The organism is Citrobacter sp. R56 (assembly GCF_016811995.1).
GTDB classification, from domain to species: Bacteria; Pseudomonadota; Gammaproteobacteria; order Enterobacterales; family Enterobacteriaceae; genus Citrobacter_D; species Citrobacter_D enshiensis.
In genome coordinates this window covers 391766-415371 of the sequence record NZ_CP069159.1, presented here as the reverse complement: position 1 = coordinate 415371, position 23606 = coordinate 391766, and the positions used below count along the sequence as shown (strand labels likewise).

The following is a 23606-nucleotide window of genomic DNA, read 5'->3' as shown; positions in this document are numbered from 1 at the left end:
CCACAAGGGACAAAAAATGGACAACCGTTTTGTTCAGGCCCATAAAGAAGCGCGCTGGGCGCTGTGGCTGACCCTTTTATATCTGGCTGCTTGGTTAGTGGCTGCTTACTTACCTGATTCGGCGCTGGGCATTACCGGACTGCCGCACTGGTTTGAAATGGCCTGTCTGCTAACGCCGCTGGTCTTTATTTTACTCTGCTGGGCAATGGTGAAATTTATCTATCGCGATATTCCTCTGGAGGATGACGATGCAGCTTGAAGTCATTTTGCCGCTTGTTGCTTATCTTCTGGTGGTCTTTGGCCTCTCGGTCTACGCCATGAGAAAAAGAGCCACCGGCAGCTTCCTGAACGAGTATTTTCTCGGTAGTCGCTCGATGGGGGGGATTGTCCTGGCGATGACGCTGACCGCCACCTACATCAGCGCCAGTTCATTTATAGGCGGCCCCGGCGCCGCCTATAAATACGGGCTGGGTTGGGTGCTGCTGGCGATGATCCAGTTACCTGCAGTCTGGCTCTCGCTGGGCATTCTCGGTAAAAAATTTGCCATCCTGGCACGACGTTACAACGCCGTGACGCTTAACGATATGCTGTTTGCCCGTTACCAAAGCCGTCTTCTGGTGTGGCTGGCAAGTATCAGCTTACTGGTGGCCTTTGTGGGCGCAATGACCGTGCAATTTATTGGTGGCGCGCGTCTGCTGGAGACAGCGGCGGGGATCCCTTACGATACCGGCTTGCTGATTTTTGGTATCAGTATCGCGCTGTACACTGCATTTGGTGGTTTTCGCGCCAGCGTGCTCAACGACACCATGCAAGGCATGGTGATGCTGATTGGCACAATCGTCCTGCTGGTGGGCGTGGTGCATGCTGCAGGCGGTTTAAGCCACGCCGTAGAAACTTTGCAAACGATCGATCCGAAGCTGGTGTCACCACAGGGTGCGGACGATATTCTGTCGCCAGCCTTTATGACCTCGTTTTGGGTGCTGGTCTGTTTCGGCGTTATCGGCCTGCCGCATACGGCGGTGCGCTGCATCTCCTATAAAGACAGTAAAGCAGTGCACCGGGGAATCATTATCGGCACAATTGTGGTGGCGATCCTGATGTTCGGTATGCACCTGGCCGGTGCGTTGGGCCGTGCGGTCATCCCCGACCTGACGGTGCCCGATCTGGTTATCCCGACGCTGATGGTCAAAGTGTTGCCGCCCTTTGCCGCAGGGATCTTTCTGGCGGCCCCCATGGCGGCGATCATGTCGACGATCAACGCCCAGTTGCTGCAAAGTTCCGCTACGATCATTAAAGATCTCTATCTGAACATTCGCCCGGAACAGATGACCAATGAAACACGGCTCAAGCGGATGTCGGCGGTGATCACCCTTTTGCTCGGCGCGTTGCTGCTCCTTGCCGCGTGGAAACCGCCCGAGATGATCATCTGGCTGAATCTGCTGGCATTCGGCGGGCTGGAAGCGGTGTTCTTGTGGCCTCTGGTACTTGGCCTGTATTGGGAACGAGCGAATGCGGCAGGCGCATTGAGCGCCATGATCGTCGGTGGTGTGCTGTATGCCGTACTGGCCACCTTTAATGTTCAGTACATGGGCTTCCACCCTATTGTGCCCTCGTTGCTGCTAAGTTTGTTGGCTTTCCTGGTCGGGAACCGTTTTGGTTCACCCGCCCCACAAGCCTCCGTATTGATTACTGATAAATAAAGAGTTTTGCTATGCCTTGGATCCAACTGAAACTGAATACCACCGGTGCGAATGCTGAAGAGTTAAGCGATGCGCTGATGGAAGCGGGCGCCGTTTCTATCACCTTCCAGGATACGCACGATACGCCGGTGTTTGAACCGTTGCCGGGCGAAACCCGTCTTTGGGGCGATACGGATGTGACTGGCCTTTTCGACGCCGAAACCGACATGAAAGAGGTGGTGGCCATCCTTGAGAACCATCCTCTGCTGGGTGCGGGCTTCGTGCATAAAATCGAACAGCTTGAAGACAAAGACTGGGAGCGCGAATGGATGGATAACTTCCACCCGATGCGCTTTGGTGAACGTCTGTGGATTTGCCCAAGCTGGCGCGATGTTCCGGATGAAAACGCCGTTAACGTCATGCTGGACCCGGGTCTGGCGTTTGGTACCGGTACGCACCCTACCACCTCATTGTGCCTGCAATGGCTGGATGGACTTGATCTGAACGGTAAGACGGTTATCGACTTTGGCTGTGGCTCCGGCATTCTGGCTATTGCGGCCCTGAAACTGGGCGCAGCAAAAGCGATCGGTGTGGATATTGACCCACAGGCCATTCAGGCCAGCCGTGACAATGCCCAACGTAATGGCGTATCCGAGCGCCTGGAACTCTATTTGCCAAAAGACCAGCCAGAAGCCATGAAAGCCGATGTGGTCGTGGCAAACATCCTGGCAGGCCCTTTACGCGAACTGGCGCCGTTAATCAGCGTACTGCCCACTGAGGGCGGTTTACTGGGACTTTCTGGCATCCTCGCCAGTCAGGCAGACAGTGTTTGTGAAGCGTACGCCGATCTCTTTACCCTCGACCCCGTGGTAGAGAAAGAAGAATGGTGTCGTATTACCGGTCGTAAAAAGTAATACATTCGGCGTGGTTATTCGACCACGCCTCTTGTCCCGAGAGGTGGGCGGGATTGTCCTGTAATGAGGCCGCGATCACAGAGTCAGACGATAATTTGCTGATTAATTCAGCAGATTATCTTGTTTGCGCACTTCTCAATGAAGAAAAAATGAGAAGTTACGCAAAATTGCAGACGTATAAATTTCCCGCGTAAATTTATAACTCAATGATTTATATAATCTATTAATAATTACCGTCCGCTTTAACTGCGATTCTTTGATCCACCTCAGAGGATTGGTCAAAGTTTGGCCTTTCATCTCGGGCAAAAAATGCGTAATATACGCCGCCTTGCAGTCACAGTATGGTCATTTCTTAACTCATGCGCATCGGACAATACCAGCTTAGAAATCGCCTGATCGCAGCGCCCATGGCTGGCATTACTGACAGACCTTTTCGGACGCTGTGTTATGAGATGGGAGCAGGTTTAACAGTATCTGAGATGATGTCTTCTAACCCGCAAGTGTGGGAAAGCGACAAATCTCGTTTACGGATGGTGCACGTTGATGAGCCAGGAATTCGCACGGTGCAAATTGCCGGTAGCGACCCTGTTGAAATGGCTGATGCCGCACGTATTAACGTGGAAAGCGGCGCCCAAATTATTGATATCAATATGGGGTGTCCGGCTAAAAAAGTGAATCGCAAGCTTGCAGGTTCAGCCCTACTACAGTACCCGGATCTCGTGAAGTCGATACTCAACGAGGTCGTCAGTGCTGTGGACGTTCCTGTCACTCTCAAGATTCGCACCGGTTGGGCTCCGGAACACCGTAACTGCGTAGAGATTGCCCAACTGGCTGAAGACTGTGGCATTCAGGCTCTGACCATTCATGGACGCACCCGCGCCTGTTTGTTCAATGGAGATGCTGAGTACGACAGCATTCGGACAGTTAAGCAGAAAGTTTCCATTCCGATTATCGCGAATGGCGACATAACTGACCCGCATAAAGCCAGAGCTGTACTCGACTATACGGGGGCGGACGCCCTTATGATAGGCCGTGCAGCTCAGGGAAGACCCTGGATCTTTCGGGAAATCCAGCATTATCTGGACACTGGGGAGTTGCTACCCCCCCTGCCTCTGGCAGAGGTTAAGCGCTTACTTTGCGCGCACGTTCGGGAACTGCATGACTTTTATGGTCAGGCAAAAGGGTACCGAATTGCACGTAAACACGTCTCCTGGTATCTCCAGGAGCACGCTCCAAATGACCAGTTTCGGCGCACATTCAACGCCATTGAGGATGCCAGCGAACAGCTGGTGGCGTTGGAGGCATACTTCGAAAATTTTGCGTAAACAGAAATAAAGAGCTGACAGAACTATGTTCGAACAACGCGTAAATTCTGACGTACTGACCGTTTCTACCGTTAACTCTCAGGATCAGGTAACCCAAAAACCCCTGCGTGACTCGGTTAAACAGGCACTGAAGAACTATTTTGCTCAACTGAATGGTCAGGATGTGAATGACCTCTATGAGCTGGTACTGGCTGAAGTAGAACAGCCCCTGTTGGACATGGTGATGCAATACACCCGTGGTAACCAGACCCGCGCTGCCCTGATGATGGGCATCAACCGTGGTACGCTGCGTAAAAAATTGAAAAAGTACGGCATGAACTAATTTCGATTAGCTAATTGCTTGTTTAAAAAGGCGCTACTCGGCATGGGGAAGCGCCTTTTTTATTCGCATCACACAGGAGTTTAACCATGAATGCTGGATTTGCCCCCAACTACTATGGCGATGAATCTAAAAAAATAATCCATGGTGATGCGCTGACTGAACTGAAAAAACTGCCCTCCGGCAGCGTCGACCTGATCTTTGCCGATCCCCCTTACAACATCGGAAAAGACTTCGATGGCATGGTCGAATCATGGAACGAAGAGGTTTTTCTTACCTGGCTGTTCGAATGTATCGATGAGTGCCACCGGGTACTGAAGAAACAGGGCACGATGTATATCATGAACAGCACCGAAAACATGCCGCATATCGATCTTAAATGCAGAAAGCTGTTTGATATTAAAAGCCGTATCGTATGGTCATACGACAGCTCAGGTGTGCAGGCTAAAAATTTCTTTGGTTCGATGTATGAACCGATCCTGATGATGGTCAAAGACCCCAAAAGTTATACCTTCAATCGGGAAGATATTTTGGTTGAAGCCAAAACCGGCGCCAAAAGAGCGCTGATCGATTACAGGAAAAACCCGCCGCAACCCTACAATCAGCAAAAGGTGCCCGGAAATGTCTGGGACTTCCCACGGGTGCGTTTCTTGATGGATGAATACGAAAACCATCCAACGCAAAAACCCACGGCACTGTTAAAGCGGATCGTGCTGGCCTCCTCAAATCCGGGTGATACCGTATTGGATCCGTTTGCAGGGAGTTTCACCACCGGAGCCGTCGCGGTAGACGCGGGGCGAAAATTTATCGGTATCGAAGTCAATAATGAATACGTCAAAATGGGCCTGCGAAGACTGAGTATCAGTTCGCATTATTCGGAAAAAGACCTTGAAAAAGTGAAAAAGCGGAAGACGAAAAACTTGTCAAAAAAGAGCCGTAATACAGAAACGACGGGTGTGGATTCAACGAATTAAAAGCATTGTAAGTCTGCTTTTCCACTATCAAAATTCCTGTATATTCCCTGCACGTTTGGGCATGAATACACGGAGTTTGGCAATGATTCGCAAATATTGGTGGCTGGTTGTTTTTGCTGTTTCTGTTTTCCTGTTTGATGCGCTACTCATGCAATGGATCGAACTGATGACCACAGAATATGACAAGTGCCGTAATATGAACTCCGTCAACCCCCTCAAACTGGTCAATTGTACCGACCTCCAGTAAGGCCAGGGCATCCGACTCACTCATGTTCAATGAAGAGCATCAGCAAAAGGCGATTATGCCTCCTCAACGCGGTTGTCGCTCTGCATCAATTGCATCACGCAACCCTCCGGGCTTAGCATTCTCAGAACATTATCGACTAATACGGGCGCCTGGTTGTAGAGATCATAACTTGCCGGACTCATTAACCAGTTTTTTACTATTCCGCTAAAACTGCCGTGCAGAATAATTAATATGACATCTAAATCAAGGCTGATTGAAATCAAACTTTTCGCCATGCATTGTTGAAGTAGCTCACGCATTGTCTGATGGCTGAAGCCAATTTTATCTCGAATTTCCTGTTCTGATGTCATGCCGTTAAGGAATTCACATTTATGATATAAAATTTGCAATAACGCCTGCTGCCTTGGGTTTTCTGCAATATATTGTAAACCAGCAACTAATTTCTCACGCAGGTTCTTTAACGGATTATCCCCTGGGTAAGATGTCAATCTGTCCTGAATAAGATCGCGCAGTGCGGGTTGTTGCAACCACAACTCATTAAAAAGCTGATTTTTATTTTCAAAATGCCAATAGATAGCCCCACGGGTGACGTTCGCCGCATCCGCGATATCGTTTAAGGTGGTATTGCCTACACCGCGCAAGGCAAACTGCGTTATTGCCGTTTCAATCAAGTGTTGCCGGGTCTTGAGGGCATCAGCTTTCGTTTTTTTAACCATGATTCAGCGTGTCTGGGACAGAGTAAGTGGCGATAAAGAGATGATTAAGACAATCTCATAATATCTTTAATAGTGAAGGAATGTATCACTTACTTTTAATTAAGCACTAAATATTCAAAAAAAACAATAAATGAGGAACATATAAAAACGTTAAACATTCATAACATAAATATAAATTTCAAGATGTGTTAATAAACATCAAAGCTTTACCTCCCCAATCATTTAAAGAATGCAAAATGTTAATCTTTTTTTGTGTTTCCGTGCCGTTGGCATCGCAATGAAATAAGTATTGCTTACATCGCAAGCTAATAATTTGTAGGATAGCCAACTGTTATTTTATTTGTACACGTTAACGCCTTACCGTTACCCGGTAAATAACGAGCTTTTGGTTTTTTTAAGGAACAGTAATGACGAAATATGCCAGGTTTTCACTCCTGCCCTCATTCATCATCATCTCTGCTGCGTTACTTGCCGGTTGTAACGATCAAGGGGAAACACAGGTGAATCCCGCAGAACCACAAGTCTCCGTTCATGTGGTCGAATCCGCACCTCTCGCTATCACTACTGAGCTGCCTGGACGCACGGCCTCATTTCGAATTGCAGAAGTACGCCCTCAGGTAAGTGGAATTGTTCTCAAAAGGAATTTTACTGAAGGCAGCGATGTTGAAGCTGGTCAGTCGCTTTACCAGATCGATCCCGCGACGTATCAGGCCGATTACAACAGCGCCAAAGGTGAACTGGCAAAAAGTGAAGCTGCGGCCACTATCGCGCATTTAACCGTGAAACGTTATGTTCCGTTAGTAGGAACAAAATACATCAGCCAACAAGAGTACGATCAGGCCGTTGCTGATGCTCGTCAGGCCGATGCAGCGGTGGTTGCGGCAAAAGCAGCTGTTGAGAGCGCACACATCAACCTTGCTTACACCAAAGTGACATCGCCAATTAGCGGACGGATTGGTAAATCCAACGTAACCGAAGGCGCTCTGGTGACCAATGGTCAGTCAACCGCGCTGGCGACCGTGCAGCAGCTTGATCCTATTTATGTGGATGTGACGCAATCCAGCAACGACTTTATGCGCCTCAGACAGTCAGTCGAACAAGGAAGCCTGCACAAGGACAATACCCGCAGCGATGTTGAGCTTGTCATGGAGAATGGCCAGGCATATCCGCTGAAAGGCACCCTGCAATTCTCTGATGTGACGGTTGACGAAAGCACTGGCTCAATAACGCTCAGAGCCGTTTTTCCTAACCCTCAGTACACCCTGCTTCCCGGCATGTTTGTTCGCGCGCGTATTGATGAAGGGATCCAGCCCAATGCCATCCTCGTTCCGCAGCAAGGTGTCACTCGCACACCTCGCGGCGATGCCACCGTGATGATTGTCAACAAACACAGTCAGGCAGAAACCCGCACGGTTATCGCCACGCAGGCGATTGGCGATAAATGGCTCATCAGTGAAGGCTTGCAACCCGGTGACAAAGTCATTGTTAGCGGATTACAGAAAGTTCGCCAGGGTATCCATGTCAAAGCAACCACCGACGCCCCGACAGCCGATCCGGCGCAATAAGGTAACAGGACATGGCTAATTTTTTTATTAATCGCCCTATCTTTGCCTGGGTTCTGGCCATCATTCTGATGATGGCTGGTGCTCTGGCGATAATACAGCTACCTGTTGCGCAGTACCCCACTATTGCGCCGCCTGCCGTTGCGGTTACCGCAACTTACCCAGGCGCGGATGCGCAAACCGTGCAGGACACGGTGACTCAGGTTATCGAACAAAATATGAATGGCATCGATAACCTGATGTATATGTCTTCCACCAGCGACTCTGCCGGAAGCGTGACGATCACGCTGACATTCCAGTCCGGCACCGACCCTGATATTGCGCAAGTTCAGGTGCAGAATAAACTGCAATTGGCGATGCCTCTCCTGCCTCAGGAAGTACAACAGCAGGGCATCAGCGTCGAAAAATCCAGCAGCAGCTTTCTTCTTGTGGCGGGATTCGTTTCCGACAACAAGAGTCTGACGCAGGATGACATTTCCGACTATGTCGCGTCTAACGTCAAGGATGCCATCAGCCGTACATCAGGCGTGGGCGACGTGCAACTGTTTGGTGCGCAGTATGCCATGCGTATTTGGCTCGACAGCAACGCGCTGAATAAGTATCAACTCACGCCGCTGGACGTCATCAATCAGCTAAAAACACAGAATAACCAGATTGCTGCTGGCCAGTTAGGAGGAACCCCCTCCATTGCGGATCAACAGTTGAACGCCTCGATCATTGCTCAGACGCGGCTGAAAACACCGGAGGAGTTTGGTCACATCACGCTGAAAGTGAACCAGGATGGTTCGATGGTCCACCTCAAAGATGTGGCCCGTATTGAACTCGGCGGCGAAAACTACAATATGGTGACCAAAATTAATGGTCAGGCGGCGACAGGCCTGGGTATTAAGCTGGCAACCGGCGCCAATGCGCTGAATACGGCTGCGGCGATCAAATCAAAACTCGCCGAATTACAGCCTTTTTTCCCGCAAGGTTTAAAGGTCGTTTACCCGTATGACACCACCCCCTTTGTAAAAATCTCGATTCACGAAGTGGTGAAGACACTGTTTGAAGCCATTATCCTTGTCTTCCTGGTCATGTATCTGTTTTTACAAAACCTGCGCGCCACGTTAATTCCAACCATCGCTGTGCCGGTCGTTCTGTTGGGTACATTCGCCGTGCTGGCAGCCTTCGGATTTTCGATCAATACCCTGACGATGTTCGGGATGGTTCTCGCCATCGGCTTGCTGGTTGATGACGCCATCGTGGTGGTAGAAAACGTCGAACGCGTGATGGTGGAAGATAAGCTGCCGCCGAAAGAGGCAACGCAGAAATCCATGGAACAGATACAGGGGGCGCTGGTCGGCATTGCGATGGTGCTCTCTGCGGTGTTTGTCCCGATGGCTTTCTTCGGTGGATCGACAGGCGCAATTTATCGCCAGTTCTCGTTGACGATCGTGTCTGCAATGGCGCTTTCCGTGCTTGTCGCGCTCATTCTGACCCCTGCTCTTTGCGCCACGCTGCTCAAACCGGCATCTGGCGAACATCATGAAAAGAAAGGCGGCATCTTCGGCTGGTTTAACGCGCTATTTGATAAGAGCGTTGATCACTACAGCGGCAGCGTGAGCGGTATTCTACGCAAGACCGGACGTTATCTGTTGGTGTATGTCCTTATTGTCGGTGGGATGGCCATCCTGTTCCTTCGGCTGCCAACCTCCTTCCTCCCGGAGGAAGATCAGGGCGTTTTCATGACGATGGTGCAACTGCCGGCAGGCGCGACGCAGGATCGAACACAAAAAGTTCTCGATCAAATTCAGAATTATTATCTGAATGAGGAAAAAGCCAACGTTGAGTCCGTCTTCACCGTCAATGGGTTCAGTTTCAGCGGCCAGGGGCAAAACTCCGGTATTGTCTTTATCAGTCTCAAACCCTGGGAAGAGCGTTCAGGAGAGGAAAATGGCGTAGGCGCGATTGTGGCGCGTGCAACTCAATCCTTCAGCCAGATCAAAGACGGGCTTGTATTTCCGTTTAACCTCCCGGCCATTCTCGAATTAGGTACGGCAACGGGTTTTGACTTTGAGTTGATCGACCAGGCTAACCTCGGCCATACGGAACTCACCAATGCGCGAAATCAGCTGTTGGGAATGGTGAGAGAACATCCTGATTTACTGGTACGTGTGCGCCCTAACGGCCTGGAGGATACCCCACAATTTAAGCTGGAAATCGATCAGGAAAAAGCGCAAGCGCTGGGTGTAAGTCTGTCCGATATCAACCAGACGATCTCTACCGCTCTCGGTGGCACCTACGTGAATGACTTTATCGATCATGGCCGGGTGAAAAAAGTCTACGTACAGGCGGATGCGCCGTTTCGCATGCTGCCCAGCGACATCAATAATTTCTATGTGCGCAGCGCAAATGGCGAAATGGTGCCGTTCTCAACCTTCAGTTCAGCCCACTGGGTGTATGGCTCGCCGCGACTGGAACGCTACAATGGTATGCCGTCAATGGAACTGCTGGGTGAAGCAGCGCCTGGCAGAAGTACGGGCGAGGCTATGGTGCTGATGGAAAGTCTGGCAGCCAAACTCCCTGGCGGGATTGGCCACGACTGGACGGGCATGTCATTCCAGGAACGTCTCTCTGGCAACCAGGCACCCGCACTGTATGCGATCTCGTTAATCGTGGTCTTCCTCTGTCTTGCCGCACTGTATGAAAGCTGGTCCATTCCATTCTCGGTCATGTTGGTGGTCCCACTCGGTGTGGTCGGCGCGCTTCTGGCGGCATCGCTTCGCGGAATGAACAATGATGTGTACTTCCAGGTTGGTCTGCTAACGACGATCGGGCTTTCAGCCAAAAACGCCATTTTGATTGTCGAGTTTGCCAAGGATCTGATGGAAAAAGAGGGACGCGGATTGATTGAAGCAACGCTCGAAGCGTCGCGTATGCGTCTGCGTCCTATCCTGATGACATCCCTCGCCTTTATTCTGGGGGTTATGCCACTGGTTATCAGCCATGGTGCAGGCAGCGGTGCACAAAATGCGGTAGGCACAGGCGTGATGGGGGGGATGCTGACAGCGACATTGCTGGCTATCTTCTTCGTGCCCGTGTTCTTCGTCGTGGTTAAACGCCGCTTCAATCGACATCCCGATTAATTTGTAAAATAAAGACGCCTCCGGGCGTCTTTCTACAAAATAACCACCTCCTTATTTATTAAATAGATAGTCATTTATTTTTCTCTATTTCATCCCGATAACGCTCTCCCAACCGGTTTGTTTCTCCATTATTTTTACAATTCACACGAATTGAGATTATTCCCCATGCCAGCCGCTTTTTAAGTGGTGGTAAAATAACCACGAGTTCGCAGATGGCCTGGCATTTGTCTTTGCTGTATTTCGCGAAACGTTTATTTTTGAGGTAACACCATGAAAAGATTAATTTCAGTTGCATTGCTCACCGCATTGCTGGCGGGCTGTGCACATGATTCCCCTTGCGTACCCGTGTATGATGATCAGGGCCGTCTGGTTCATACCAATACCTGTATGAAGGGGACCACTCAGGATAACTGGGAAACTGCAGGGGCTATCGCCGTAGGGACTGCCGCCGTAGCCGGCATGACGATGGGGATCATCGCCCTGTCCAAATAAATGTTAAAAGCGCGGCATTGCCGCGCTTTTAACGTCAAAGAAAGAATCTTCATATAAGACAAAATGTTGGCCTCGTTTTAATCCCTGATTTTTAATTATTCGTTTTACTTACAGAGTGCAGCGATAAATTTAACAACCAAAACTTTTCGCAACTATCCTCATTTTTTCTACATCCTTACCCTGTCAATTTTCACCCCCGAAATCATTATTCAACACATCACCTGAAATTTAAATATTTTGCTCCAAAATGTGGCTTACGTTTCAATTTCGCACCATTTCAGGGCGCTGCATTTATTTTTTCCTGTCTACACTCAGACATATTGCGTTAGAGATTCGAACGCAAAACCTGGCACCACCTTTGCTTAAAAGAGTATGGCCAGAGCCACAGACAGGTAAAAGGCGTTTCCAGAACGTCTCTCAATAACAATAATTTCGCCACACAGGATGCATTATGAAAAAGATGATGATAGCCAGCTTTGCTGCAGCCGGCGTGCTGCTTGCGGTTGCAAATCAGGCACATGCCGGAGCCACGCTGGATGCAGTGAAGAAAAAAGGTTTCGTACAATGTGGTATCAGTGACGGCCTGCCTGGTTTTTCTTACGCTGACGCGAGCGGTAAATTTTCGGGCATTGATGTTGATGTTTGCCGTGGTGTCGCCGCCGCAGTATTTGGCGATGATACAAAAGTAAAATACACCCCGCTCACAGCAAAAGAACGTTTTACTGCATTACAGTCTGGCGAAGTTGATATGTTATCCCGCAATACCACCTGGACCTCTTCCCGCGATGCCGGCATGGGCATGTCTTTCACCGGTGTGACTTACTACGATGGCATCGGTTTTCTTACGCATAATAAAGCTGGCCTGAAGAGCGCCAAAGAGCTGGACGGAGCCACCGTTTGTATCCAGGCGGGAACCGATACCGAACTTAACGTGGCCGATTACTTCAAGGCCAATAACATGAAATACACACCGGTGACTTTCGACCGTTCTGACGAGTCAGCCAAAGCGCTGGAATCAGGCCGTTGCGATACATTAGCTTCCGATCAGTCTCAACTGTATGCCCTGAGGATCAAACTCAGCAATCCGGCTGAGTGGGTAGTGTTGCCGGAAGTCATTTCCAAAGAACCGCTGGGGCCTGTCGTGCGCCGTGGCGACGATGAGTGGTTCTCTGTCGTCCGCTGGACGCTCTTTGCCATGTTGAACGCTGAGGAAATGGGCGTGAACTCGAAGAACGTCGATGAAAAAGCCGCTAACCCGGCGACACCTGATATGGCGCATCTGCTGGGTAAAGAAGGGGATTACGGCAAGGATCTTAAGCTCGATAACAAATGGGCTTACAACGTCATTAAGCAAGTGGGGAACTATGCGGAGATCTTTGAACGCAACGTGGGATCGGAAAGCCCACTGAAGATCAAACGCGGTCAGAATAATCTCTGGAACAACGGCGGTATTCAGTATGCCCCTCCCGTACGCTAATCCGATGTGATGTAACGGGCGCCGCGACCAGGCGGCGCTCAGCCAAGAGTCATGGTTTCCGAGGTTTTCTTATGTTCCATCGCCGCTCCCCCGTAAAAGGAACGTTATCCTTTTCTAACCCTGCGGTACGCGCCTGGTTATTTCAAATACTCGCCGTCATCGTGGTTGTCAGCGTTGCTATCTATTTAATACATAACACCATTAATAACTTGAGCAACCGGGGCATTACCTCAGGGTTTGCCTTTCTCGATCGCAGTGCCGGATTCGGTATCGTCCAGCATCTGATCGATTACGAACAGGGTGATACCTATGGCCGCGTTTTTATCGTCGGATTGCTCAATACGCTCTTAGTTTCTGCATTATGCATTGTATTCGCGTCATTTCTCGGTTTCTTTCTGGGACTTGCTCGCCTGTCGGATAACTGGTTATTACGCAAACTCTCCACCCTCTACATCGAAACCTTCCGCAATATCCCGCCCCTGTTGCAGATCTTCTTTTGGTATTTTGCCGTACTGCGCAATCTTCCGGGACCGCGTCAGGCCGTCAGCGCACTGGATCTGGTCTTTCTGAGCAACCGGGGGCTCTATATCCCAGCCCCATTGATTGGAGAAGGTCTGTTCGCGTTTTGCCTTGCGTTCCTGTTTGCCGCAGCATTGTCCGTTGGGCTATTTCGCTTCAACAAAATGCACCAGATAAAAACAGGTCGGCTACGCAGAACCTGGCCGACGGCAATGGCATTGTTAGTCCTGTTCCCCGTGATGGCGCACTGGATTTTTGGCGCTGCGCTTCACTGGAACGTACCGGAATTGCGCGGGTTTAACTTCCGGGGGGGAATGGCTCTCATTCCCGAACTGGCGGCACTGACTCTGGCGTTATCTGTGTATACCTCCGCATTTATTGCAGAAATCATTCGGGCCGGTATTCAGGCGGTTCCTTATGGTCAACATGAGGCCGCACGTTCACTGGGTCTGCCAAATACGGTGACGCTACGCCAGGTCATTATTCCTCAGGCGCTGCGCGTAATCATTCCACCACTCACCAGCCAGTATCTGAACATTGTCAAAAACTCTTCGCTTGCCGCCGCCATTGGCTACCCGGATATGGTGTCGCTGTTTGCCGGGACGGTACTCAACCAGACGGGACAAGCCATTGAGACGATCGCCATTACCATGTCTGTGTACCTCATTATCAGTCTGTCTATTTCACTGCTGATGAACATTTATAACCGCCGCATCGCACTGATCGAGCGCTAAGGAATCATGATGACAAAAGCTCTGCTGTCTCATCCCCCGCGCCCCGCCAGTCACGGCGCAGACCGTGTAGTGTTGTGGGCCCGTAAGAATTTATTTTCCAGTTGGTCCAATAGTCTGCTGACGATTTTCTGCCTATGGCTCATGTGGGAGCTCATTCCCCCTCTACTGAATTGGGCATTCTTGCAGGCTAACTGGGTAGGTTCCACCCGGAGTGATTGCACAAAAGCAGGCGCTTGTTGGGTGTTTATCCATGAGCGCTTCGGCCAGTTTATGTATGGGCTCTATCCACACGAACAGCGTTGGCGTATCAATATTGCATTACTCACAGGCCTGCTCTCCATTGCTCCCATGTTCTGGAGGTCGATACCGCATCGCGGGCGCTATATTGCGGTTTGGGCAGTTATCTACCCTATCGTTGTTTGGTGGCTCCTGTATGGCGGCGTTTTGGGGCTCGATCGGGTAGAAACGCGGCAGTGGGGTGGGTTAACGCTGACCCTGATTATTGCCTCGGTGGGCATCGCGGGGGCACTCCCATTAGGAATTTTGCTGGCGCTCAGCCGCCGTTCTCATATGCCGGTCGTTCGCGTACTGTCCGTCATTTTTATTGAATTCTGGCGCGGCGTACCTTTGATTACCGTACTGTTTATGTCCTCAGTCATGCTACCGCTCTTCATGGCGGAAGGTACCAGCATCGACAAACTTATCCGGGCACTGGTAGGCGTAATTCTGTTCCAGTCCGCCTATGTCGCAGAAGTGGTGCGCGGTGGACTACAGGCGTTACCAAAAGGCCAGTATGAAGCCGCAGAGTCTCTGGCACTGGGTTACTGGAAAACCCAGGGGCTCGTCATTCTTCCGCAAGCGTTGAAGATGGTGATCCCAGGGCTTGTGAACACCATCATTGCCCTGTTTAAAGATACCAGCCTGGTGATCATCATCGGCCTGTTTGATCTGTTTAGCAGCGTACAGCAGGCCACCGTCGATCCCGCCTGGCTGGGCATGTCGACCGAAGGGTATGTTTTTGCTGCCCTCATTTACTGGGTTTTCTGTTTCAGCATGTCTCGCTATAGCCAGCATCTGGAGAAGCGTTTTAACACCGGGCGTACACCGCACTGAGGAATCTATGAGCCAATTATTAATCCAACCTGCCGACGCGATGATTACGCTGGAAAACGTCAACAAATGGTTCGGGCAATTTCATGTCCTGAAAAATATCAATTTGAACGTAAGACAAGGCGAGCGAATTGTCCTTTGCGGACCATCCGGCTCCGGTAAGTCAACCACCATCCGCTGTATTAACCATCTGGAGGAGCATCAGCAAGGACGTATCATCGTCGATGGAATTGAACTCAATGACGACATCCGCAATATCGAGCGTGTCAGGCAGGAAGTTGGGATGGTGTTCCAGCACTTCAATTTGTTTCCTCACCTGACGGTTTTGCAAAATTGCACACTTGCGCCGATTTGGGTTCATAAAATGCCAAAGAAAGAGGCTGAAGCGCTGGCGATGCATTATCTGGAGCGAGTACGGATCGCTGAACATGCGCAGAAATTCCCAGGACAAATATCGGGTGGCCAACAACAACGCGTGGCGATTGCGCGCTCACTGTGCATGAAACCGAAAATTATGCTTTTTGACGAACCCACCTCGGCTCTGGATCCTGAAATGGTGAAAGAGGTACTGGATACCATGATTGGCCTGGCGCAGTCCGGAATGACGATGTTGTGTGTGACACATGAAATGGGGTTTGCCAGAACGGTAGCTGACCGGGTGATCTTTATGGATCGTGGTGAAATTGTTGAACAGGCGCCCCCGGAGGAGTTTTTCTCTCAACCAAAATCAGAGCGCACCCGCGCGTTTTTGTCGCAGGTACTGCATTAATTTTGCATGATTAAATACTTGGCAAGACCCTCAGGCCGGATAAGGCGTTTACGCCACTATCCGGCTAAATTTGTGCACCTGTTTCGCCTTATGCCACTGTGCTTATCAGGCTAATAAACGCAAAAAACCCCGGACCTTGCGGACCGGGGTTCTTCTTATTTGATGTCTGGCAGTTCCCTACTCTCGCATGGGGAGACCCCACACTACCATCGGCGCTACGGCGTTTCACTTCTGAGTTCGGCATGGGGTCAGGTGGGACCACCGCGCTACAGCCGCCAGACAAATTCTTTTTTACTGCACCGAACTTTAACCGAATTAAGTGGTGCTGATACCCAGAGTCGAACTGGGGACCTCACCCTTACCAAGGGTGCGCTCTACCAACTGAGCCATATCAGCACGCTAAATTTGATGCCTGGCAGTTCCCTACTCTCGCATGGGGAGACCCCACACTACCATCGGCGCTACGGCGTTTCACTTCTGAGTTCGGCATGGGGTCAGGTGGGACCACCGCGCTACAGCCGCCAGGCAAATTCTGTTTATTAACATGTTCTCTGAACACATTAATTTAATCTGTATCAAGCTGATTATTGGTCTCTTCGCCAAAACACCTTTGGCGTTGTAAGGTTAAGCCTCACGGTTCATTAGTATCGGTTAGCTCAATGTATCGCTACACTTACACACCCGACCTATCAACGTCGTAGTCTTCAACGTTCCTTCAGGAGACTTATAGTCTCAGGGAGAACTCATCTCGGGGCAAGTTTCGTGCTTAGATGCTTTCAGCACTTATCTCTTCCGCATTTAGCTACCGGGCAATGCCATTGGCATGACAACCCGAACACCAGTGATGCGTCCACTCCGGTCCTCTCGTACTAGGAGCAGCCCCCCTCAATTCTCCAGCGCCCACGGCAGATAGGGACCGAACTGTCTCACGACGTTCTAAACCCAGCTCGCGTACCACTTTAAATGGCGAACAGCCATACCCTTGGGACCTACTTCAGCCCCAGGATGTGATGAGCCGACATCGAGGTGCCAAACACCGCCGTCGATATGAACTCTTGGGCGGTATCAGCCTGTTATCCCCGGAGTACCTTTTATCCGTTGAGCGATGGCCCTTCCATTCAGAACCACCGGATCACTAAGACCTGCTTTCGCACCTGCTCGAGCCGTCACTCTCGCAGTCAAGCTAGCTTATGCCTTTGCACTAACCTCCTGATGTCCGACCAGGATTAGCTAACCTTCGTGCTCCTCCGTTACTCTTTAGGAGGAGACCGCCCCAGTCAAACTACCCACCAGACACTGTCCGCAACCCGGATCACGGGTCTACGTTAGAACACCAGCCATTAAAGGGTGGTATTTCAAGGTTGGCTCCATGCAGACTGGCGTCCACACTTCAAAGCCTCCCACCTATCCTACACATCAAGGACCAGTGTTCAGTGTCAAGCTATAGTAAAGGTTCACGGGGTCTTTCCGTCTTGCCGCGGGTACACTGCATCTTCACAGCGAGTTCAATTTCACTGAGTCTCGGGTGGAGACAGCCTGGCCATCATTACGCCATTCGTGCAGGTCGGAACTTACCCGACAAGGAATTTCGCTACCTTAGGACCGTTATAGTTACGGCCGCCGTTTACCGGGGCTTCGATCAAGAGCTTCTCCTTACGGATAACCCCATCAATTAACCTTCCGGCACCGGGCAGGCGTCACACCGTATACGTCCACTTTCGTGTTTGCACAGTGCTGTGTTTTTAATAAACAGTTGCAGCCAGCTGGTATCTTCGACTGATTTCAGCTCCACGAGCAAGTCGCTTCACCTACATATCAGCGTGCCTTCTCCCGAAGTTACGGCACCATTTTGCCTAGTTCCTTCACCCGAGTTCTCTCAAGCGCCTTGGTATTCTCTACCTGACCACCTGTGTCGGTTTGGGGTACGATTTTGTGTTACCTGATGCTTAGAGGCTTTTCCTGGAAGCAGGGCATTTGTTACTTCAGCACCGTAGTGCCTCGTCATCACACCTCAGCGTTAATAAGGAACCGGATTTACCTGGAACCTCCGCCTACATGCTTAAACCGGGACAACCGTCGCCCGGCCAACATAGCCTTCTCCGTCCCCCCTTCGCAGTAACACCAAGTACAGGAATATTAACCTGTTTCCCATCGACTACGCCTTTCGGCCTCGCCTTAGGGGTCGACTCACCCTGCCCCGATTAACGTTGGACAGGAACCCTTGGTCTTCCGGCGAGCGGGCTTTTCACCCGCTTTATCGTTACTTATGTCAGCATTCGCACTTCTGATACCTCCAGCAACCCTCACAGGCCACCTTCAACGGCTTACAGAACGCTCCCCTACCCAACAACACATAGTGTCGCTGCCGCAGCTTCGGTGCATGGTTTAGCCCCGTTACATCTTCCGCGCAGGCCGACTCGACCAGTGAGCTATTACGCTTTCTTTAAATGATGGCTGCTTCTAAGCCAACATCCTGGCTGTCTGTGCCTTCCCACATCGTTTCCCACTTAACCATGACTTTGGGACCTTAGCTGGCGGTCTGGGTTGTTTCCCTCTTCACGACGGACGTTAGCACCCGCCGTGTGTCTCCCGTGATAACATTCTTCGGTATTCGCAGTTTGCATCGGGTTGGTAAGTCGGGATGACCCCCTAGCCGAAACAGTGCTCTACCCCCGAAGATGAGTTCACGAGGCGCTACCTAAATAGCTTTCGGGGAGAACCAGCTATCTCCCGGTTTGATTGGCCTTTCACCCCCAGCCACAAGTCATCCGCTAATTTTTCAACATTAGTCGGTTCGGTCCTCCAGTTAGTGTTACCCAACCTTCAACCTGCCCATGGCTAGATCACCGGGTTTCGGGTCTATACCCTGCAACTTAACGCCCAGTTAAGACTCGGTTTCCCTTCGGCTCCCCTATTCGGTTAACCTTGCTACAGAATATAAGTCGCTGACCCATTATACAAAAGGTACGCAGTCACCCTGATAAATCAAGGCTCCCACTGCTTGTACGTACACGGTTTCAGGTTCTTTTTCACTCCCCTCGCCGGGGTTCTTTTCGCCTTTCCCTCACGGTACTGGTTCACTATCGGTCAGTCAGGAGTATTTAGCCTTGGAGGATGGTCCCCCCATATTCAGACAGGATACCACGTGTCCCGCCCTACTCTTCGAGTTCACAACACATGCGATTTTGTGTACGGGGCTATCACCCTGTATCGCCGGACTTTCCAGACCGTTCCACTACCACACATGCTGATTCAGACTCTGGGCTGCTCCCCGTTCGCTCGCCGCTACTGGGGGAATCTCGGTTGATTTCTTTTCCTCGGGGTACTTAGATGTTTCAGTTCCCCCGGTTCGCTTCATTACGCTATGTATTCACGTAATGATAGTGTGACGAATCACACTGGGTTTCCCCATTCGGAAATCGCCGGTTATAACGGTTCATATCACCTTACCGACGCTTATCGCAGATTAGCACGTCCTTCATCGCCTCTGACTGCCAGGGCATCCACCGTGTACGCTTAGTCGCTTAACCTCACAACCCGAAGGTGTTTCGTAAAACACATCGTGTTGCGAAAATTTGAGAGACTCGAACACACCGCTTGTCTGTTCTTATTACGGAGAACAGACACAGTGTGTCGTTTCAATTTTCAGCTTGATCCAGATTTTTAAAGAGCAAAACTTCGCAGTGAACCTTTTCAGGTACACTCTGAAGTTTTCTTGGTTTTTTGCAGTAAGTAATGGTGGAGCTATGCGGGATCGAACCGCAGACCTCCTGCGTGCAAAGCAGGCGCTCTCCCAGCTGAGCTATAGCCCCATCGTAGTCATCTCGTTCACCTTAGTTCATTCTGAAGCACCCTACGGTATCAGAAGGAATTTGGTAGGCCTGAGTGGACTTGAACCACCGACCTCACCCTTATCAGGGGTGCGCTCTAACCACCTGAGCTACAAGCCTGCAGAGATTTCTTACTGCTAATTTTCATCAGACAATCTGTGTGAGCACTACAAAGGCAGGTTCTTTAAGGTAAGGAGGTGATCCAACCGCAGGTTCCCCTACGGTTACCTTGTTACGACTTCACCCCAGTCATGAATCACAAAGTGGTAAGCGCCCTCCCGAAGGTTAAGCTACCTACTTCTTTTGCAACCCACTCCCATGGTGTGACGGGCGGTGTGTACAAGGCCCGGGAACGTATTCACCGTGGCATTCTGATCCACGATTACTAGCGATTCCGACTTCACGGAGTCGAGTTGCAGACTCCGATCCGGACTACGACATACTTTATGAGGTCCGCTTGCTCTCGCGAGGTCGCTTCTCTTTGTATATGCCATTGTAGCACGTGTGTAGCCCTACTCGTAAGGGCCATGATGACTTGACGTCATCCCCACCTTCCTCCAGTTTATCACTGGCAGTCTCCTTTGAGTTCCCGGCCGAACCGCTGGCAACAAAGGATAAGGGTTGCGCTCGTTGCGGGACTTAACCCAACATTTCACAACACGAGCTGACGACAGCCATGCAGCACCTGTCTCACGGTTCCCGAAGGCACTAAAGCATCTCTGCTAAATTCCGTGGATGTCAAGAGTAGGTAAGGTTCTTCGCGTTGCATCGAATTAAACCACATGCTCCACCGCTTGTGCGGGCCCCCGTCAATTCATTTGAGTTTTAACCTTGCGGCCGTACTCCCCAGGCGGTCGACTTAACGCGTTAGCTCCGGAAGCCACGCCTCAAGGGCACAACCTCCAAGTCGACATCGTTTACGGCGTGGACTACCAGGGTATCTAATCCTGTTTGCTCCCCACGCTTTCGCACCTGAGCGTCAGTCTTTGTCCAGGGGGCCGCCTTCGCCACCGGTATTCCTCCAGATCTCTACGCATTTCACCGCTACACCTGGAATTCTACCCCCCTCTACAAGACTCTAGCCTGCCAGTTTCGGATGCAGTTCCCAGGTTGAGCCCGGGGATTTCACATCCGACTTGACAGACCGCCTGCGTGCGCTTTACGCCCAGTAATTCCGATTAACGCTTGCACCCTCCGTATTACCGCGGCTGCTGGCACGGAGTTAGCCGGTGCTTCTTCTGCGGGTAACGTCAATCGACACGGTTATTAACCGTATCGCCTTCCTCCCCGCTGAAAGTACTTTACAACCCGAAGGCCTTCTTCATACACGCGGCATGGCTGCATCAGGCTTGCGCCCATTGTGCAATATTCCCCACTGCTGCCTCCCGTAGGAGTCTGGACCGTGTCTCAGTTCCAGTGTGGCTGGTCATCCTCTCAGACCAGCTAGGGATCGTCGCCTAGGTGAGCCGTTACCCCACCTACTAGCTAATCCCATCTGGGCACATCCGATGGCAAGAGGCCCGAAGGTCCCCCTCTTTGGTCTTGCGACGTTATGCGGTATTAGCTACCGTTTCCAGTAGTTATCCCCCTCCATCGGGCAGTTTCCCAGACATTACTCACCCGTCCGCCACTCGTCACCCAAGGAGCAAGCTCCTCTGTGCTACCGTTCGACTTGCATGTGTTAGGCCTGCCGCCAGCGTTCAATCTGAGCCATGATCAAACTCTTCAATTTAAGTTTGATGCTCGTGAATTAAACTTCGTAATGAATTACGTATGTTCACTCTTGAGACTTGGTATTCATTTTTCGTCTTTCGACGTTAAGAATCCGTATCTTCGAGTGCCCACACAGATTGTCTGATAAATTGTTAAAGAGCAGTTGCGACGCGCTTTAGCGCTCTGTCGCGAGGTGGCGTATATTACGCTTTCCTCTTTCAGAGTCAACCCTGATTTTCAGAATTTTTCTCTTCAACCGAACCGGCTGTTTGTGTGAAGTGATTCACATCCGCCGTGTCGATGGAGGCGCATTATAGGGATCCCATTTTTTAGCACAAGTGTTTTTTAGATCTTTTTTTCTGTTTGCTGTTTTTTCACCCCTTTCGTTCCATTCCTGCGCAATTCGCCTGATTTTTGATACTCAAATCGCTTGCACAGAGCCAATAATCCAACCAAAGTCATCATTACGGTTCTATTTTGTTGAGGTAAATATGTCTGACGTACTACGTCCTTATAAGGATCTTTTCCCGCAGATCGGAAAACGAGTGATGATCAATACCAGCAGTGTCGTCATTGGCGATGTCCGTCTGGCGGATGATGTCAGTATTTGGCCGCTCGTTGCTATCCGCGGAGACGTGAATTACGTCGAGGTCGGCGCCCGTACGAATATTCAGGACGGCAGCGTACTGCACGTCACCCATAAATCGACCTCCAACCCACAAGGTAATCCCCTGATCGTGGGTGAGGATGTGACCGTAGGACATAAGGTCATGCTACACGGCTGTATTATCGGTAACCGCGTCTTAGTCGGGATGGGATCGATTCTGTTGGATGGCGCAGTTATAGAAGATGACGTCATGATCGGGGCAGGTAGTCTTGTACCGCAAAACAAACGTCTTGAGAGTGGATATCTGTATCTGGGAAGCCCGGTGAAACAAATCCGCCCTCTGAGCGACGCGGAGAAGGCAGGTCTGCAATACTCCGCGAATAACTATGTGAAGTGGAAAGACGAATATCTCAGTCAGGACAACCAGACCCAACCGTGATCGTCTTCTTGCTGGGACTGGATCAGTGCTTCAGCTTCTTCTTCCAGATCCCAGCGATGCTCACAAAAAGCAGCCAGCCACTGCTCCGGGGTATCGCCGCCATAACGATGTGCCAGCGTCTCTCCTTTAATCGCACACATGAGTTGCATACCATTTACCAGCGCAGGAAAGCTGACAGCGTCGATATCTGCGTTCCACTCTTCTCTGTCAGGGAACTGGATGGCCTGATTCATGCAGACAACTCCTGTTGCAGCAATTTAATCACTGGCTCAACGTCTGGTAATGTACCGTGCCAAAGCAAAACAGCGTGCGCCGCCTGCCCCACCAGCATACCCAGACCATCTGCGTAGGATCTGGCTCCCTTCTCTATACACCAGGTAAGAAACGGCGTATTCCCTTTCTGATAGAACATATCGTAGCAATAAACAGAAGGATGAATAAGGGATGCCGGAATAGCAGGAATATCACCACTGATCCCGCTGGATGTTGCGTTAATGATCAGATCAAACTCATGATCCACCAGCGCATCCATTTTCAGAGACTGAACACTCCCTGTATGGGCAAAAATTTTCGCCAGTTCTTCCGCACGCGAAGCCGTTCGGTTCACGATCGTCACTGCGCAATCCATCGAAAGCAGTGGCAACAATACGCCACGGGAAGCGCCCCCCGCACCAATGAGCAAAACACGCGCGCCAGGCCGAATGAAAGATAAGCGTTCAAGATCGCTTAACAGCCCAATACCGTCAGTGTTATCACCCAGTATGCGACCATCCTCAAGCTTTTTGAGCGTGTTGACGGCCCCGGCAAGAGCCGCACGCTCCGTCAATTCGTCTGCCCGTGCGAACGCTTCTTCTTTAAAAGGAACGGTAACATTCGCCCCTTTTCCCCCTTCAGCAAAGAAGGTATTAAGCGTACCGATAAAATCATTGATCGGCGCTAATACCCGCCCATAGGGATGTTCAATTTGCAGTTGTTGTGCAAAATGGTGATGAATGAACGGCGACTTACTGTGTGCGATCGGATTACCAAAAACGGCATAGGTTTCCATCATC

Annotated in this window: 18 protein-coding genes, 3 tRNA genes and 4 rRNA genes; 15 read left to right on the top strand and 10 right to left on the bottom strand. The window is 50.7% G+C overall.

The genetic code is table 11. The features are described from left to right. The first annotated feature begins 16 nt into the window (after positions 1–16). From JM656_RS02010 to JM656_RS01980, 7 genes are all read left to right on the top strand, one after another. On the top strand, positions 17–259 hold the full coding sequence (locus JM656_RS02010; protein ID WP_203359796.1) for a YhdT family protein: 243 nt from the start codon (positions 17–19) through the stop codon (positions 257–259). After that, on the top strand, positions 249–1700 hold the full coding sequence (gene panF, locus JM656_RS02005; RefSeq protein ID WP_203359795.1) for a sodium/pantothenate symporter: 1452 nt from the start codon (positions 249–251) through the stop codon (positions 1698–1700). The genes JM656_RS02010 and panF overlap by 11 nt, the downstream gene beginning before the upstream one ends. Before the next feature lie 11 nt (positions 1701–1711). Beyond that, positions 1712–2593, top strand: a complete 882-nt coding sequence (gene prmA / locus JM656_RS02000) for a 50S ribosomal protein L11 methyltransferase (protein ID WP_203359794.1) — start codon at positions 1712–1714, stop codon at positions 2591–2593. A gap of 359 nt (positions 2594–2952) precedes the next feature. Continuing rightward, positions 2953–3918, top strand: a complete 966-nt coding sequence (gene dusB / locus JM656_RS01995; protein ID WP_192613679.1) for a tRNA dihydrouridine synthase DusB — start codon at positions 2953–2955, stop codon at positions 3916–3918. A 25-nt stretch (positions 3919–3943) separates the two neighbouring features. Next, entirely contained in the window at positions 3944–4240 is a 297-nt protein-coding gene (gene fis, locus JM656_RS01990) for a DNA-binding transcriptional regulator Fis (RefSeq protein ID WP_000462905.1), read from the top strand. Between the two features lie 86 nt (positions 4241–4326). After that, on the top strand, positions 4327–5211 hold the full coding sequence (yhdJ, locus tag JM656_RS01985; RefSeq protein WP_203359793.1) for an adenine-specific DNA-methyltransferase: 885 nt from the start codon (positions 4327–4329) through the stop codon (positions 5209–5211). Positions 5212–5293: 82 nt separating this feature from the next. Next, positions 5294–5458 carry a DUF2556 family protein gene (locus JM656_RS01980; RefSeq protein WP_203359792.1) on the top strand — a complete coding sequence of 55 codons (165 nt, stop codon included), beginning with the start codon at positions 5294–5296 and terminating at the stop codon, positions 5456–5458. 53 nt (positions 5459–5511) lie between these two features. Here the strand turns inward: JM656_RS01980 and envR are convergent, their stop codons facing one another. After that, positions 5512–6174: an acrEF/envCD operon transcriptional regulator gene (envR, locus tag JM656_RS01975; protein WP_203359791.1), complete on the bottom strand. Its 663-nt coding sequence runs from the start codon at positions 6172–6174 to the stop codon at positions 5512–5514. A gap of 407 nt (positions 6175–6581) precedes the next feature. Between envR and JM656_RS01970 the strand changes: the two genes are divergently transcribed. The 7 genes from JM656_RS01970 to JM656_RS01940 all read left to right on the top strand — a co-directional run bounded on the left by JM656_RS01970 (position 6582) and on the right by JM656_RS01940 (position 15965). Next, positions 6582–7739, top strand: a complete 1158-nt coding sequence (locus JM656_RS01970) for an efflux RND transporter periplasmic adaptor subunit (RefSeq protein WP_203359790.1) — start codon at positions 6582–6584, stop codon at positions 7737–7739. A gap of 11 nt (positions 7740–7750) precedes the next feature. Then, the gene (locus JM656_RS01965) at positions 7751–10864 is read left to right on the top strand and encodes an efflux RND transporter permease subunit (RefSeq protein ID WP_203359789.1); all 3114 of its coding nucleotides are present in this window, start codon (positions 7751–7753) and stop codon (positions 10862–10864) included. Between the two features lie 270 nt (positions 10865–11134). Beyond that, entirely contained in the window at positions 11135–11356 is a 222-nt protein-coding gene (locus JM656_RS01960; RefSeq protein ID WP_203359788.1) for a lipoprotein, read from the top strand. A gap of 451 nt (positions 11357–11807) precedes the next feature. Then, positions 11808–12833, top strand: coding sequence for an amino acid ABC transporter substrate-binding protein (locus JM656_RS01955; RefSeq protein WP_203359787.1), 1026 nt, complete (start codon positions 11808–11810; stop codon positions 12831–12833). A 71-nt stretch (positions 12834–12904) separates the two neighbouring features. Beyond that, positions 12905–14086 (top strand): amino acid ABC transporter permease, encoded by a 1182-nt coding sequence (locus JM656_RS01950; RefSeq protein WP_203359786.1) that lies wholly within the window; start codon positions 12905–12907, stop codon positions 14084–14086. A 9-nt stretch (positions 14087–14095) separates the two neighbouring features. Next, a complete protein-coding gene (locus JM656_RS01945) occupies positions 14096–15199 on the top strand; it encodes an amino acid ABC transporter permease (RefSeq protein ID WP_203361195.1) in 1104 nt (367 codons plus the stop codon). Positions 15200–15206: 7 nt separating this feature from the next. Beyond that, the gene (locus JM656_RS01940) at positions 15207–15965 is read left to right on the top strand and encodes an amino acid ABC transporter ATP-binding protein (RefSeq protein ID WP_203359785.1); all 759 of its coding nucleotides are present in this window, start codon (positions 15207–15209) and stop codon (positions 15963–15965) included. Between the two features lie 164 nt (positions 15966–16129). Here the strand turns inward: JM656_RS01940 and rrf (JM656_RS01935) are convergent. From rrf (JM656_RS01935) to JM656_RS01905, 7 genes are all read right to left on the bottom strand, one after another. Continuing rightward, positions 16130–16245: ribosomal RNA gene (gene rrf / locus JM656_RS01935) — 5S ribosomal RNA — on the bottom strand. 40 nt (positions 16246–16285) lie between these two features. Continuing rightward, positions 16286–16361 (bottom strand) — tRNA-Thr (locus JM656_RS01930). Positions 16362–16375: 14 nt separating this feature from the next. Further along, positions 16376–16491: ribosomal RNA gene (rrf, locus tag JM656_RS01925) — 5S ribosomal RNA — on the bottom strand. A gap of 94 nt (positions 16492–16585) precedes the next feature. Beyond that, positions 16586–19495, bottom strand: a 23S ribosomal RNA gene (locus JM656_RS01920). Positions 19496–19701: 206 nt separating this feature from the next. Further along, a tRNA-Ala gene (locus JM656_RS01915) sits at positions 19702–19777 on the bottom strand. A 61-nt stretch (positions 19778–19838) separates the two neighbouring features. Beyond that, positions 19839–19915: transfer RNA gene (locus tag JM656_RS01910), tRNA-Ile, on the bottom strand. 70 nt (positions 19916–19985) lie between these two features. Further along, positions 19986–21527, bottom strand: a 16S ribosomal RNA gene (locus tag JM656_RS01905). Together the 16S, 23S and 5S rRNA genes with 3 tRNA genes alongside form the textbook arrangement of a ribosomal RNA operon. A gap of 472 nt (positions 21528–21999) precedes the next feature. Here JM656_RS01905 and JM656_RS01900 point away from each other — a divergent pair. Beyond that, entirely contained in the window at positions 22000–22554 is a 555-nt protein-coding gene (locus tag JM656_RS01900) for a gamma carbonic anhydrase family protein (protein WP_203359784.1), read from the top strand. Here JM656_RS01900 and JM656_RS01895 read toward each other — a convergent pair. Both JM656_RS01895 and aroE read right to left on the bottom strand, forming a co-directional pair. Then, a complete protein-coding gene (locus tag JM656_RS01895) occupies positions 22530–22787 on the bottom strand; it encodes a DUF1488 domain-containing protein (protein ID WP_203359783.1) in 258 nt (85 codons plus the stop codon). The genes JM656_RS01900 and JM656_RS01895 overlap by 25 nt on opposite strands. Continuing rightward, the gene (gene aroE / locus JM656_RS01890) at positions 22784–23602 is read right to left on the bottom strand and encodes a shikimate dehydrogenase (protein ID WP_203361194.1); all 819 of its coding nucleotides are present in this window, start codon (positions 23600–23602) and stop codon (positions 22784–22786) included. Before aroE ends, JM656_RS01895 begins: the two co-directional genes overlap by 4 nt. Positions 23603–23606: the final 4 nt, after the last annotated feature.